At 69.5% G+C, this 12,208-nt stretch carries 14 protein-coding genes; 2 read left to right on the top strand and 12 right to left on the bottom strand.

The window, feature by feature from the left end:
• Positions 1-39: 39 nt before the first annotated feature.
• The 10 genes from BKA16_RS21125 to BKA16_RS21170 form a co-directional block, all read right to left on the bottom strand.
• Positions 40-1,722, bottom strand: coding sequence for a purine-cytosine permease family protein (locus tag BKA16_RS21125; protein ID WP_183372517.1), 1,683 nt, complete (start codon positions 1,720-1,722; stop codon positions 40-42).
• Between the two features lie 104 nt (positions 1,723-1,826).
• Positions 1,827-2,810: a HoxN/HupN/NixA family nickel/cobalt transporter gene (locus BKA16_RS21130; protein ID WP_183372518.1), complete on the bottom strand. Its 984-nt coding sequence runs from the start codon at positions 2,808-2,810 to the stop codon at positions 1,827-1,829.
• Positions 2,807-3,523 (bottom strand): urease accessory protein UreD, encoded by a 717-nt coding sequence (locus tag BKA16_RS21135; RefSeq protein WP_183372519.1) that lies wholly within the window; start codon positions 3,521-3,523, stop codon positions 2,807-2,809. Before BKA16_RS21135 ends, BKA16_RS21130 begins: the two co-directional genes overlap by 4 nt.
• The gene (ureG, locus tag BKA16_RS21140; RefSeq protein ID WP_183372520.1) at positions 3,520-4,248 is read right to left on the bottom strand and encodes an urease accessory protein UreG; all 729 of its coding nucleotides are present in this window, start codon (positions 4,246-4,248) and stop codon (positions 3,520-3,522) included. Before ureG ends, BKA16_RS21135 begins: the two co-directional genes overlap by 4 nt.
• On the bottom strand, positions 4,241-4,897 hold the full coding sequence (locus BKA16_RS21145; RefSeq protein ID WP_183372521.1) for an urease accessory protein UreF: 657 nt from the start codon (positions 4,895-4,897) through the stop codon (positions 4,241-4,243). The genes ureG and BKA16_RS21145 overlap by 8 nt, the downstream gene beginning before the upstream one ends.
• Positions 4,897-6,675, bottom strand: coding sequence for an urease subunit alpha (locus tag BKA16_RS21150; protein ID WP_183372522.1), 1,779 nt, complete (start codon positions 6,673-6,675; stop codon positions 4,897-4,899). The genes BKA16_RS21145 and BKA16_RS21150 overlap by 1 nt, the downstream gene beginning before the upstream one ends.
• Positions 6,675-7,004, bottom strand: coding sequence for an urease subunit beta (gene ureB, locus BKA16_RS21155; protein WP_183372523.1), 330 nt, complete (start codon positions 7,002-7,004; stop codon positions 6,675-6,677). Before ureB ends, BKA16_RS21150 begins: the two co-directional genes overlap by 1 nt.
• Positions 7,005-7,015: 11 nt before the next feature.
• Complete coding sequence (locus tag BKA16_RS21160) at positions 7,016-7,318, bottom strand: urease subunit gamma (protein WP_183372524.1); 303 nt, start codon at positions 7,316-7,318, stop codon at positions 7,016-7,018.
• Between the two features lie 126 nt (positions 7,319-7,444).
• Positions 7,445-8,065: a response regulator gene (locus tag BKA16_RS21165; RefSeq protein WP_183372525.1), complete on the bottom strand. Its 621-nt coding sequence runs from the start codon at positions 8,063-8,065 to the stop codon at positions 7,445-7,447.
• On the bottom strand, positions 8,062-9,252 hold the full coding sequence (locus tag BKA16_RS21170) for a sensor histidine kinase (RefSeq protein WP_183373227.1): 1,191 nt from the start codon (positions 9,250-9,252) through the stop codon (positions 8,062-8,064). The genes BKA16_RS21165 and BKA16_RS21170 overlap by 4 nt, the downstream gene beginning before the upstream one ends.
• A gap of 151 nt (positions 9,253-9,403) precedes the next feature.
• On the opposite strand from BKA16_RS21170, the gene BKA16_RS21175 reads away from it, so the two are divergent.
• Together BKA16_RS21175 and BKA16_RS21180 are read left to right on the top strand one after the other, a co-directional pair.
• Positions 9,404-10,489 (top strand): FtsX-like permease family protein, encoded by a 1,086-nt coding sequence (locus BKA16_RS21175; protein ID WP_183372526.1) that lies wholly within the window; start codon positions 9,404-9,406, stop codon positions 10,487-10,489.
• Complete coding sequence (locus BKA16_RS21180) at positions 10,486-11,184, top strand: ABC transporter ATP-binding protein (protein WP_183372527.1); 699 nt, start codon at positions 10,486-10,488, stop codon at positions 11,182-11,184. Before BKA16_RS21175 ends, BKA16_RS21180 begins: the two co-directional genes overlap by 4 nt.
• Before the next feature lie 94 nt (positions 11,185-11,278).
• Here BKA16_RS21180 and BKA16_RS21185 read toward each other — a convergent pair whose 3' ends face one another.
• Both BKA16_RS21185 and BKA16_RS21190 read right to left on the bottom strand, forming a co-directional pair.
• On the bottom strand, positions 11,279-11,998 hold the full coding sequence (locus BKA16_RS21185) for a hypothetical protein (protein ID WP_183372528.1): 720 nt from the start codon (positions 11,996-11,998) through the stop codon (positions 11,279-11,281).
• An 18-nt stretch (positions 11,999-12,016) separates the two neighbouring features.
• A complete protein-coding gene (locus tag BKA16_RS21190) occupies positions 12,017-12,196 on the bottom strand; it encodes a hypothetical protein (protein WP_183372529.1) in 180 nt (59 codons plus the stop codon).
• Positions 12,197-12,208: the final 12 nt, after the last annotated feature.

Here is a 12,208-nt window from a genome sequence, read left to right on the forward strand (position 1 = left end):
TTTCTTACCGCCGAGAGGTAAGAACCCGCACTCATCCAGTCACCGCTGCGGCTGCGGCGGGAGCACGTGTTTCCCGGTCTTGTCGCAGGCCAGCGCCAACGACGAGATGTACTGCGTGGAACCGTCCGGGGCGGGCGACGCCGAGGCGAGCATGTCGGGGCGCTCGAACTCGACGCCCGTGACGCAGCAGAGGAGCTTGACATCGCTCGGGTTGCCGTGCTCGTCGTACATCGGCAGATCGATGCCGTCGTCGGTACGGCGCAGGTAGTAGCGGCCTCCGGTGGCGATCGCGAGAATCGGCGGGAGCACGAACGCCAGGGCGGCGGCCACCAGCGGCGAGTACGGTGCGACGCCGTCGCCGAAGGCTCCGAAGAACACCGCGATCGACGTGCCCGCGGCGACGATCACCGAGACGAAGCCGACGGGGTTCACCGCGTACAGCATGCCGCGGCGGAACTCGGGCGCCGTCGGGGAGATCTTCAGCAGCCACTTGTTGACGACGATGTCGGTCGCGACGACGACGATCCAGGCGATGCCGCAGTTCGCGTAGAAGTTCAGCAGCTCGTTGAGGAAGCTGAACATGTTCGACTCCATCAGGACCAGGGCGATACCGAGGTTCACGACCACGAACACGAGCCGCCCCGGGTAGGTCTTGGTGACGCGGGTGAACGAGTTGGTCCACGCCAACGAACCCGAGTACGCATTGGTGACGTTGATCTTGATCTGCGAGATCACCACCAGGATCACGGCGAGCGTCATCGCCGCCCACGGCGGCATGAACTCCTCGTAGGTGACGACGAACTGGTGCACCGGCTGATTCGCGATGCCCGCGCCGTCGGCGATGTGGCCGATCAGGTACACCGCGAGAAACAGTCCGACGATCTGCTTGATCGCACCGAACACGACCCAGCCCGGACCGGCGACGAGAACCGCCGTCCACCACCGGCGCGTGTTGTCCGGGGTCTTCGGCGGCATGAACCGGAGATAGTCGATCTGCTCGGCGATCTGCGCGATCAGCGACAGACACACACCGGCGCACAGCATGATCCCGGCCAGGCTCACCCCCTCGCCGCGCGGCGCGCCGTCGGCGTCGACGCCGGAGAACGCGAAGAAGTCCCCGACCGCGTCCGGGTGCGCGACGAGCAGGTAGACCAGCGGACCGACCATCATGATCAGCCACAACGGCGTCGTCCACACCTGCAGCTTGGCGAGCGCCTTCATCCCGTAGATCACCAGCGGCAGCACGATCAACGTCGAGACGAGATAGCCGATCGGCAACGGGATCGACAGTCCGAGCTGCAGTCCCTGCGCCATGATCGAGCCCTCGGTGGCGAAGAAGATGAACGTGAACGACGCGAAGATCAAGTTCGTCACCACGGATCCGTAGTAGCCGAATCCGCTGCCGCGGGTGATCAGATCCAAGTCGAGGTTGTAGCGCGCCGCGTACACGGCGAGCGGAATGCCCGTCGCGATGATGACCGTCGCGAACAGCGCGATGCCCCACAGCGCATTGCCGGTGCCGTGCGCCATGCCGATGTTCGCACCGATCGAGAAGTCCGCGAGATAGGCGATGCCGCCGAGCGCCGACGTCGCGACGACGGCGGTACTCCACTTGCGATAGCTCCGAGGCGCGAACCGCAGCGTGTAGTCCTCGAGTGTCTCGTTCAGCGCCTCGCGTTCACGCCCGCCCGCGGCCTGCGCCCGCGTCATTTGATCTGTCATGTGTGTCCTCACCAATCGGGGTCGGTGAGGACGAACCTATGGAGCAGATGTCACCACGACGGGGCGCCCGCGTTTCATCGCCGAAACCGTCGGTGTCGAGCGTGTTACACGATGCGCCGCCTCGTCATCACGAACGCCGCACCCCAGGTCACCAGGAGCACCCCGGTCAACCAGAAGCCGAGCGTCTCCAGATCCGCACCGCCGAGCCACGCGAACGGACCCTGCCAGCCCCACCTCTCATAGGCCACCGAGGACAGCTGCACGAGCGCGATGAACACGGCGACGGCCGCCGAGATCCCGGTCATCAGCACGCCGTACGACACGACCCGGGAGCCCTCGTCCGGGGACCACGTGTAGGCCCGCCGCATCACGGCGCCCTGCACCGTGTCGAGCAGCGACATCCCCGCCGCGAACAGGATCGGCAGGGTCAGCACCGCCCACCACGGAACCGCACCGAGCGACGCCGAACCGGCCAGTGCCAGCAGACCGATCTCGGTGGCCGTGTCGAATCCGAAACCGAATGCGAATCCGACGGCGTACATGCGCGTCGGCCGGTCGACGACGTGTTCCACACGACTCACGATCCGCCACACCGGGCCGCCCGCCGAACCGCCCGACCGCCGCAGCGAACGGATGTTGACCGCCGCGACGAGCAGCAGGAACACCGACGACACGAGCGGACCCCACACGCCGGTCACCTCGTGCAGGGTGGAATCGTCATCGGTGACGGCGCGACCGAGAGCGCCGATGCCGACGACCAGCGCCAGACAGAGCAGGAGAACGACGCTCGAATGGCCGAGCGAGAACCACAGACCCACCGTCGACGCCGGTCTGCCGCGATCGACGAACCGTCGGGTCGTGTTGTCGATGGCCGCGATGTGGTCGGCGTCGAACGCGTGTCGGAGACCGAGCGCGTACGCGCTCAGACCGACCGCGACCGCGGTGGGCCCGGTCGAGGCGTACGTGATGCCCGACGGGACGACGGCGAGCAGCAGGAGTCCCCAGCCGAGCAGATGCAGGGCGACGATCACGACCACGGCACCGCGTCCACCGGGGTCCCGAACCCGCGCATCGAGCCGCTGCGTCATCGGTCCTCCCCTACTGTTCGATCGCGCCACGAGCTCCAGATCGGCCCGAGCGGACTCTCGTGCACCGCGTCGCCGAGATGGCGCGCGAGCGATCCGGGCCCGGCCAAATCCATCACGTGCTCGTCGGATCCGTCACCGCCTCGCACCCCGGCCAGCAGAATCGACTCCAACACGCGATGCGGTCCGAGCACACCGGGCGTCGGACGATCGCCGCGCACGTCCACCGATTCCACGAGGAGCGGCACGTCGCCGATCGACGCGGACGTCTGCTGCACCAGCCTGCCGCCCGCCTCCCCGCTGCGGCCGAGGACGCTCACCTCGCGGATCAACGCTCGGGCCCCTGCCGCGAGCCGCACATCGGTGCGACGGTGCAGGCACGCGCCGTCGGCGACGACCGTCTCCAGCCCCCGCCACACGAACGTCCCGCCCTCGTCGACGATGATCCGCGTCCACCAGGTCGACGAGGCGCCGTCCGCGTCGTAGGCGACGGTGCCGCCGACCTCGGTGAGTTCGAGCAGACAGCCCGCGCCGACACGCACGTCGAGACCGATCGTGTCGCCGCCGAGCAGCAGGGCGCCGCCCGCGACCAACGCGATGTGCGCCGACGTCGCGGTCCGGGCGAGCAGTCGCGGCACCACCGTGGTGCCGGCCGCCGCGGACAGGTCGACGCGAGCGCGTCCGGGGGCGGCGTCGACCGCGATCCGCGCGGTCAATGCTCGTGCGTGTGGACGTATCCGCCGTCGGGATGCTCCTCGTCGGCGTGGAAATGCGGCGCCATGGGACCGGGATCGACCGGTTCGTGCGCACCCGATCGGTAAGACGTCAGCACACCGAGGACCCAGTCACGCAGGGCCTCGATCGATTCCGCATCCGTCCGAGACACCCCGAGCACCGGTCGCCCCTCCCGCGCATCGGACGCGTCGGCCACCATCTGCGCCACGTCGACGCCGACATGCGGTGCGAGATCGGTCTTGTTGACCACGAGCAGATCGGCGCGCCCGATGCCCGGTCCACCCTTGCGGGCGACGTCTCCGCCGCCCGCGACATCGAGCACGAAGAGCTGCGCGTCGACCAGGGCGGGCGAGAACGTCGCGGTCAAGTTGTCGCCGCCGGACTCGATGAGGACCAGGTCGAGCGGTGCGAAGTCGGCTTCCAAGTCCTCGGCGGCCAGGAGGTTCTCGGTGACGTCGTCACGGATCGCGGTGTGCGGACAGGCGCCGGTCTCGACGGCGCGGATCCGCTCCGGGGCCAGGACACCGGCCGACCGGAGGAAGCGGGCGTCCTCGTCGGTGTAGATGTCGTTGGTGATGACGGCGATCTGCAGATCGTCGGCGAGTGCCGCGCAGATCGTCGCGATGAGTGACGACTTGCCGGTGCCGACGGGACCGGCGACGCCGAGCCGGAGTGCGCGAGTGTGAGAGTGAGTGTGGTCAGGCACGGAACAACCTCTGGTTCAGGCGGGCGTGGGTCTGCGCCCACATCTCGCTGTGCGGAGCTCCCGCCGCCGGGACGACGGCGGGATCGGTCACGGCGGCCAGCGAGGCCACCGTCGGTTCGGCCGCGGCGCACGCGTCGAGGATCCATCCCGTGGTCTCGACGGGGTCGCGCGGTTCGAGCTTCAGCAGGGCGGCGGCCCCGGTCGCGGCGTCGTCGTAGATCACCAGACGCACCAGGTCGACGGCGGGCAGGCCGGCGACGGCGGCGATCGCGCCGAGGACGACGGCGCGGCACGGCCGCGCGGGCAACGCACCGACGGGCAGCTCGGGCCACAGCCGGCGCGCGAGCCGCAGATACCCGCGGGCCTGGGCCGTCGACGCATCGCGCACCGCCGGTGCGGGTGTCCGAGCGGCCCACGCGTCCTGTACCGCAGCCGACGAACCGCCCGTCAGGACGGCGTGACGCGCGGCGACGGCCGTGGCGGCCTCCACCTGCGAGGTGGTCACGGCCCGCGCACACAGCAGTTCGCGCGCCTGGTCCGGCGGCATCCCACCGGTCAGCGCGGGTTCCATGCCCGCCGAATAGGCGTGCGCGCCGGTCGGCAGGCGCGCATCGGCCAAGAGCATCGCGACGAGGGACGGCGCGCTCATCAGAACATCGAGTACAGCTGCGCCATCGGAAGTTCGGCGGCGGGCGCGGGGGTGACGCGTTCGCCGTCGATCGCGATGTCGAAGGTGTCGGGTCGTATGTCGATGCTCGGCAGTGCGTCGTTGACCTTCATATCGGCCTTGCCGATGTCGCGGGTCGGCCGGACCGCCGCCAGTCGACGCCGCAGCCCGAGTCGGTCGGCGAGCCCGTCCTCGAGTGCCGCGGGAGCGACGAACGAGACCGACAGATCCGCGCCGATCGCATCGCCGAACGCGGGCCGCTGCAGTACGGGCTGCGGCGTCGGAATCGACGCGTTCGGATCGCCGAGCGACGCCCACACGATGGTGCCGCCCTTGACCACCAGGGACGGCCGGACGCCGAAGAAGCGCGGATCCCACAGGACGAGGTCGGCGAGCTTACCCGGCTCGATCGAGCCGATCTCGTGGTCGACGCCGTGCGCGACCGCCGGATTGATCGTGTACTTCGCGATATAACGACGGACACGGAAATTATCGGCCCCGCTCGCTCCGCTCCCGGCGGCCGGGAAGTTATCGGCCCCGCTCGCTCCGCTCCCGGCGGCCGGGGAATTATCGGCCGGGCCGCCCCCGAGTCGGCCGCGCCGCGCCTTCATCACATGAGCCACCTGCCACGTCCGAGTGATCACCTCGCCGATCCGACCCATGGCCTGCGCGTCCGACGAGGTGATCGACAACGCGCCGAGGTCGTGCAGAACGTCTTCGGCGGCGATCGTCGTGGCGCGGATGCGCGATTCGGCGAATGCCAGATCCTCGGGCACCGCCGGATTCAGGTGATGGCAGACCATCAGCATGTCGAGGTGCTCGGCGACGGTGTTCACCGTGTGCGGCAGTGTCGGATTGGTGGAACCGGGAATCACGTTGGGCAGCCCGGCGATCGACAGGATGTCCGGCGCGTGGCCGCCGCCCGCGCCTTCCACGTGGAACGCGTGGATGCTGCGGCCGCCGATCGCGGCGACGGTGGAGTCGACGAATCCGGCCTCATTGAGCGAGTCCGAGTGCAACGCCACCTGCAGCCCCCAGTCGTCGGCCGCACGCAGCGCGGCGTCGATCGCGGCGGGCGTGGCGCCCCAGTCCTCGTGCACCTTGTATCCGGCGGCGCCGCCGAGCGCCTGCTCGGCGAGGCCCGGCGCCGACACGGTGTTGCCCTTGCCGAGCAGCAGCACGTTGACCGGCAGATGATCGAGCGCCCGATGCATCTGCCGCAGATGCCACGGACCGGGCGTCACCGTCGTCGCCTTGGATCCCTCCGATGGTCCGGTCCCCCCTCCGATCAGCGTGGTCAATCCCGTCGCGAGGGCCTCGTGGACCTGCGACGGCGACAGCAGGTGCACATGCGAGTCGATGCCGCCCGCGGTGAGTATCCGCCCCTCGCCCGCGATGACGTCGGTCGACGGGCCGATGATCAGATCCGGGTGCACACCGTCGGCGACGTCGGGGTTGCCCGCACGGCCGAGCGCGACGATCCGGCCGTCGCGGACGCCGACGTCGGCGCGTTCGACTCCCCACCAGTCCACGACGACCACGTTGGTGATCACGGTGTCGAGAGCACCCTCCCCACGGGATCTCGCCGACTGTCCCATCGACTCCCGGATCGACTTGCCGCCGCCGAACACCGATTCGTCGCCGCCGACGGTGTGATCGCGTTCGATCTCGATCCACAGGTCGGTGTCGGCCAAGCGCACCTGATCACCGGCGGTCGGTCCGTAGAGCGACGCGTAGGTTCCGCGATCGATCGACACCATCAGGCCCGCTCCTTGCCCAGCGCGATGCCGGGCACCCGACGAGCGCCGGCGAGCGCGACGGCCGCGACGGTCTTCGAGGCGCCCGGTTCGAATCTCACCGAGGTCCCGGACGGCACATCGAGCCGGAACCCGTCGGCCACCGCACGGTCGAAGGCCAGCGCGGGGTTCGCGTCCGGCAGGTGCAGGTGCGAACCGATCTGCACGGGACGGTCGCCGGTGTTCACCACGACGAGCTCGATCCGCTCATCCGGCCCACGGCGATTGAGTTCGATCGTGCCCGATCGGACGCGGATCGCGCCCGGTCCGTCGGTACGCGGTGTGGATGCCACTGGGTCTCCGTTCAGTCGATCGGGTGATGGATGGTGACGAGCTTCCGGCCGTCCGGGAACGTGGCCTCCACCTGCACGTCGTCGAGCATCTCCGCGACGCCCGGCATCACCTCGTCACGGGAGAGCACACGCCTGCCCTGCTCCATGAGTTCCACGACGCCGACACCGTCGCGAGCCCGCTCGACGACCCATGTCGACAGCAGCGCGACGGCCTCCGGATGATTGAGCAGAACGCCTCGATCGCGGCGGTCGCGGGCCACCATGCCCGCCACCGACAAGAGGAGCTTCTCGGTGTCGCCGGGTGTGAATCGCATGAGGCGATACTGCCACCGCCGGACGCCCCGCCGACTGCTCCGAGAGCTCGGCCGCGTCGAATCACCAGGTCACACGACTCGGTGTCACATGAACGTCATAGACGCGCAACATACGAGAAACGCGGTTCACCGCAGGATCCCGGCCTCGCGGGCGGCGGCGACCGCGGCTGTGCGCGAGGTGACCCCGAGCTTGGTGTTCACGTGCACGAGGTGCGACTTCACCGTCGCCTGGGTGATGAAGAGCGTTCTGGCGATCGTCTCGTTCGACGCTCCGTCCGCGACGAGGCGAAGGACCTCCACCTCGCGCGCACTGAGACTCGGCATCGGTGATCGCATCCGGGTCAACAGCCGTCCGGCGATCGACGGTGCGAGGGCCGTCTCACCGGCGGCGGCCGCGCGGATCGCCGCGGTGAGATCGTCGGGAGGGGTGTCTTTGAGGAGATAGCCACTGGCGCCGGCCTCGACCGCGCCGAGGATGTCGCCGTCGGTGTCGTAGTTGGTCAACACGAGCACGGCGGGCGGCTTCGGAAGCGCACGTATCCGGCGCGTCGCGTCGGCACCGGATTCGGCGCAGCCGAACTGGAGGTCCATCAGGACGACGTCCGGAGCGAGCTCGGCGGCCGCGGCGACGGCGGCGTCGGGCGTCGCGGCCTCGCCGACGATGTCCAGGGACTCCTCACCGGCCAGCATCGCACGCAGCCCTGCGCGCACGACGGGGTGGTCGTCGGCGAGAACGATCCTGATCACGACACGACCTTTCGCCGATCGCACAGCGGCACTCGCACCGTGACCGTCGTGCCGAGAGACCGCTGTGCGGAGATCTCGAACACGCCGCCGAGTTGCTCGGTGCGTTCTCTCATCGCGAGAAGCCCGAAGGAGCCGAGGTCATGCGTCCCCGAGTCGACGCTGTCGACGTCGAACCCGCAACCGTCGTCCCGGATCGCCAACTGCACAGAGTCGGGATCGCCGGTGAGCACGACCTCGACTCGCCGGGCGTTCGCGTGTCGGATCGAATTCGACAACGCGCCTTGCGCGATGCGCAGCAGCGCCGTCTGCACGTCCATCGGAAGATCGCGATCCTCGGCTCGGACATCGACGACCACCGAGGAGCGCTCGCCCTGCTCGACCCCCAGCCTGCGCAGGGCTGCGGCGAGACCGCCGTCGAGTCGGCTCGGCGTGAGTTCACCGATGATCTGACGAGTGTCGGCAAGACTCTCCGCGGCTGTCTCACGCGCCATCGCCAGATATGCGGCGCTCGTCTCCGGCGCATCGCGTTCGGCGGCGCGCAGCAGCATCTGAATGCTCGACAGGCCCTGTGCGACGGTGTCGTGAATGTCCCGGGCCAGTCGCGCGCGTTCGGCCAAGACGCCCTGCGCGCGCTCGACCTCCGCGAGCTGCCCACGCGTGCTGATCAACTCGCGGAGCAGCCGTTCACGTTCGCGGATCTCCCGGACCAGTGCGTGGTAGGCGAGGCCCATCAGCAACGCGACGCCCGCGCCGACCAGAGGACCGACCACACCCCCGACGCTGAATCCGCTGTGTCGTCCGAGTGCATAGACGACGAACGCCGCGGCGGCGAGGACCGCACCGACGCCGCCGATCCCCGGCAGCACACGCAGATACACGAAGAACAACGGGAACACGAGATACGCGCCTTCGGGACGCAGCATCGCCATGACCGCCCACAAGCAGGTCAGGACCACGAGCCACCCGATTCCGGCCGCGCGAGACGGCCGGCGTCCGCTCGAACACCCGGTCCGCACGCCGACCACGTAGACCACGACGAACGCTGCCCCGGCTAGAAGAATCCACGGAGCCGTCGCCGACGAGTCCACGTACGCGCTCGTGCACGCGAACGCCGCGAGCCCGACGACCAGGGCGTGCAGGCCGAAACGCATGCACGCCAGGATCGGGTCGAGCGAGGAGTCAGACATCACGGGTCGAGCCTATGCGAGCACCGACCGTGCGGCATCGAACGAAAGTCGGAGAACGATCTCGTCGGTTCCGACGATGCCCGACGGCCCCGCACTCGACGAATCTGGACGGCGAGACTCACACGTACCCGTGTGAGAGGAAAGGAGATCAGTGTTCGTCGCATGGAGAGAGCTGTGGTTCGCCCGCGGCAGATTCGTACTCGTCGCGGCGGTCGTCGCGCTCATCACGGTCCTCGTCGGATTTCTGTCCGGGCTCGCCGGAGGGCTCGCGGCCCAGAACGTCTCGGCGATCCTCCACCTCGCCGCGGACCGCGTGGTGGTGCAACAGCCCTCCGACGGCGAGGCGAGCTTCTCGACCTCGGAGATCAGCGACGCGACGATCGACAGGTGGCGGCACGCGGAGGGCGTCGAATCGGTGACCCCGATCGGTATCGCCCCGTCGCGGGCCGGTCGCGACGACGCCGAGGACTCGACCGGTGTCACCGTGTTCAGCGCGCTCTCGACGACCGAGGTCGCCAGCCCCTTCCGCGACGTTCGACCACTCGGCGACGCCGAGATCGCGCTCTCGGCCGGGGCCGCGTCATCACTGCACGCCGCGGTCGGCGACACCGTCACCGTTGCGGGCCTCGAACTCACCGTCGCGCAGGTCGGACCCGACATCTGGTACAGCCACACACCGGTCGTCGTCGTCCCACCCGGTGCCTGGGCCGATCTGAGCGCGGGCACGGGCCGTACCGGTGAACCCACCGCCCTCGCGGTGGTCGGCGACCCCGACTGGAACGGGCTCTCGACGGCCACCGGCACCAGCGCGCGGACTCCGCTCATGAGTCTGCGGGCGCTCGACTCGTTCACGTCGGAGATCGGCTCGCTGGGGCTGATGATCGTGTTGCTGTTCGCGATCTCAGCGCTCGTCGTCGGCGCGTTCTTCACCGTGTGGACCATGCAGCGGGCCGCCGACACGGCCGTTCTCCGCGCCCTCGGCGCCACGACCGGATCGCTGGTTCGCGGCGCGCTCGGGCAGGCGGCGATCGTGCTCGCCGTCGGTGTCGGCATCGGACTGTGCGTCGTCGTCGTGGTCGGCGGCCTGCTCGAACGCGCACTGCCGTTCGCGGTCACACCGCTGACGACCATCGCACCGGCAGCCGTCCTGGGGATCCTCGGGCTGGCTGGCGCGACCCTGGCCCTGCGACCGATAACCACAACGGATCCCCTCACCGCACTCGGGAGCAACCGATGATCGACCTGCGAAACATCACACTGAGTTTTCCGGACGGCCAGGACCGCGTCACCGCCGTCGACGACGTGTCACTGAAGTGCGCCGACGGCGTCGTCACCGGCATCACCGGCCCGTCCGGGTCCGGGAAGTCGAGCCTCCTCGCCGTCGCCGCGGCCCTCATCCGTCCGGACGCGGGCAGCGTGCTCATCGGAACAGGAGCCGACGCCGTCGACGCCGCGCGGCTGACCTGGAGTCGAGCCGCCGAACTCCGCCGCTCGCGCATCGGAATCGTCTTCCAGCAGTCGAATCTGCTGCCCGCGCTCACCGCACGCGAGCAGGTTCAGGTGATGGCCCGGCTCGGCGGGGCCGCATCGCCGGCACGGCGATCGGCCACCGACGAGGACGCCGTCGAACTCCTCGCCGCCGTCGGACTCGCCGACCACATGGACAAACGGCCGCATCAGCTGTCCGGCGGCCAACGCCAACGCGTCGCCATCGCGCGTGCCCTCGTCCATCGACCCGAGGTGCTCGTCGTCGACGAACCGACCAGCGCCCTCGATCGCGACCGCGGTGCGGCGATCATGCGGCTGATCTCCGAACTCACCCACCGACGACGACTCGCCACGCTTCTGGTGACACACGACCTCACCTACCGAGACACCCTCGACGAACTGGTCACCGTCGTCGACGGCGCCGTCGCGGCCGCCGGCGAGTAGGACCGTCGCCGGCCCGATCGTCACAGCCGTGGCCGACGCGGGTCCGGTCCGCATGGGCCGACGCGGACGTGAACCCTCGACGACCCCGACAGGTTCACGCGGGCGACGACGTCTCCGCACTGACCACGCCCGGATGCTTCGCGATCCAGCCGGTCGCGGCATCGACGGCGCGGCGCAACGCCATCCGCTCACCGACATACGTGAGCGGAGCGCCGACCAACGGGAGGGCGGCGCCCCAGCGCAGCAGTCGGGGCGGCCCGGGCCGGGAGTCCAACGAGCGCGACACCTCGTACAGGGTGGAGCCGATCTCCCACAGACGTCCGACCAGCCCGGGGTCGTCGTCGACGTCGTCCACCCGTTCGTCCACGCCGGCGACGATCTCCGACACGTCCCGGTCGAACAGTATCCGGGCGAGCATCACGACACCGACTCCGCGCGAGACGGCCCCGTGCTCGCGTGCCACGGCGCGGATGACGAGTGCCTGGTCGACATACCCGAGCCACGCGCCGAGCGGCACCACGCGGGCCGCCGCGCCGAACATCCCCGGAAAGGCGACCGCCAATGTGGTCACAGCGCCGATCCGTTCCACCCACCAGTCGGACCGATCGTCGACCGACGACCGGTCCCACCGCGGGGTACCGGGCCATCGGACGGTGTCGAGCGTCCACGAGGCGGCGTCGACGGCGAAGCACGAGCCGCTCCGCCTCGACTTCAGATCGAGGGGGTCGGAGTCCACGAGCAGGTCGAGCACCACGTCGATCGCACCGACCGTCCGGTCCAGGACGTCGACGAGTCGTGTATCAGTCAGAGCCACGCGGCCCAGCCTACGGCCTCAGTCGTCGTCGGCGTCCTTCTCGTCGGCCGCGGCGTTGCGTGCCGCCGCTATCTCCAGCGCGCGACGCGCCGTCGCCTCGTCCGGATACGGACCCATCCGGTCGAGGACCCCGACGAGTTTGCCGCGCATCACTTCGCCTGTCGAGATCTGGTAATACCACTCGTCTGAACCGCTCATCGGCGACCATGC

This window comes from Gordonia humi, assembly GCF_014197435.1.
GTDB classification, from domain to species: Bacteria; Actinomycetota; Actinomycetes; order Mycobacteriales; family Mycobacteriaceae; genus Gordonia; species Gordonia humi.

What these genes read in the sequence shown, in the direction of transcription:
- BKA16_RS21125 (WP_183372517.1), bottom strand. Translation starts at nt 1,722, where the DNA reads ATGACAGATCAAATGACGCGGGCGCAGGCCGCGGGCGGGCGTGAACGC.
- BKA16_RS21130 (WP_183372518.1), bottom strand. Translation starts at nt 2,810, where the DNA reads ATGACGCAGCGGCTCGATGCGCGGGTTCGGGACCCCGGTGGACGCGGT.
- BKA16_RS21145 (WP_183372521.1), bottom strand. Translation starts at nt 4,897, where the DNA reads ATGAGCGCGCCGTCCCTCGTCGCGATGCTCTTGGCCGATGCGCGCCTG.
- BKA16_RS21150 (WP_183372522.1), bottom strand. Translation starts at nt 6,675, where the DNA reads ATGGTGTCGATCGATCGCGGAACCTACGCGTCGCTCTACGGACCGACC.
- BKA16_RS21160 (WP_183372524.1), bottom strand. Translation starts at nt 7,318, where the DNA reads ATGCGATTCACACCCGGCGACACCGAGAAGCTCCTCTTGTCGGTGGCG.
- BKA16_RS21170 (WP_183373227.1), bottom strand. Translation starts at nt 9,252, where the DNA reads ATGTCTGACTCCTCGCTCGACCCGATCCTGGCGTGCATGCGTTTCGGC.
- BKA16_RS21180 (WP_183372527.1), top strand. Translation starts at nt 10,486, where the DNA reads ATGATCGACCTGCGAAACATCACACTGAGTTTTCCGGACGGCCAGGAC.
- BKA16_RS21190 (WP_183372529.1), bottom strand. Translation starts at nt 12,196, where the DNA reads ATGAGCGGTTCAGACGAGTGGTATTACCAGATCTCGACAGGCGAAGTG.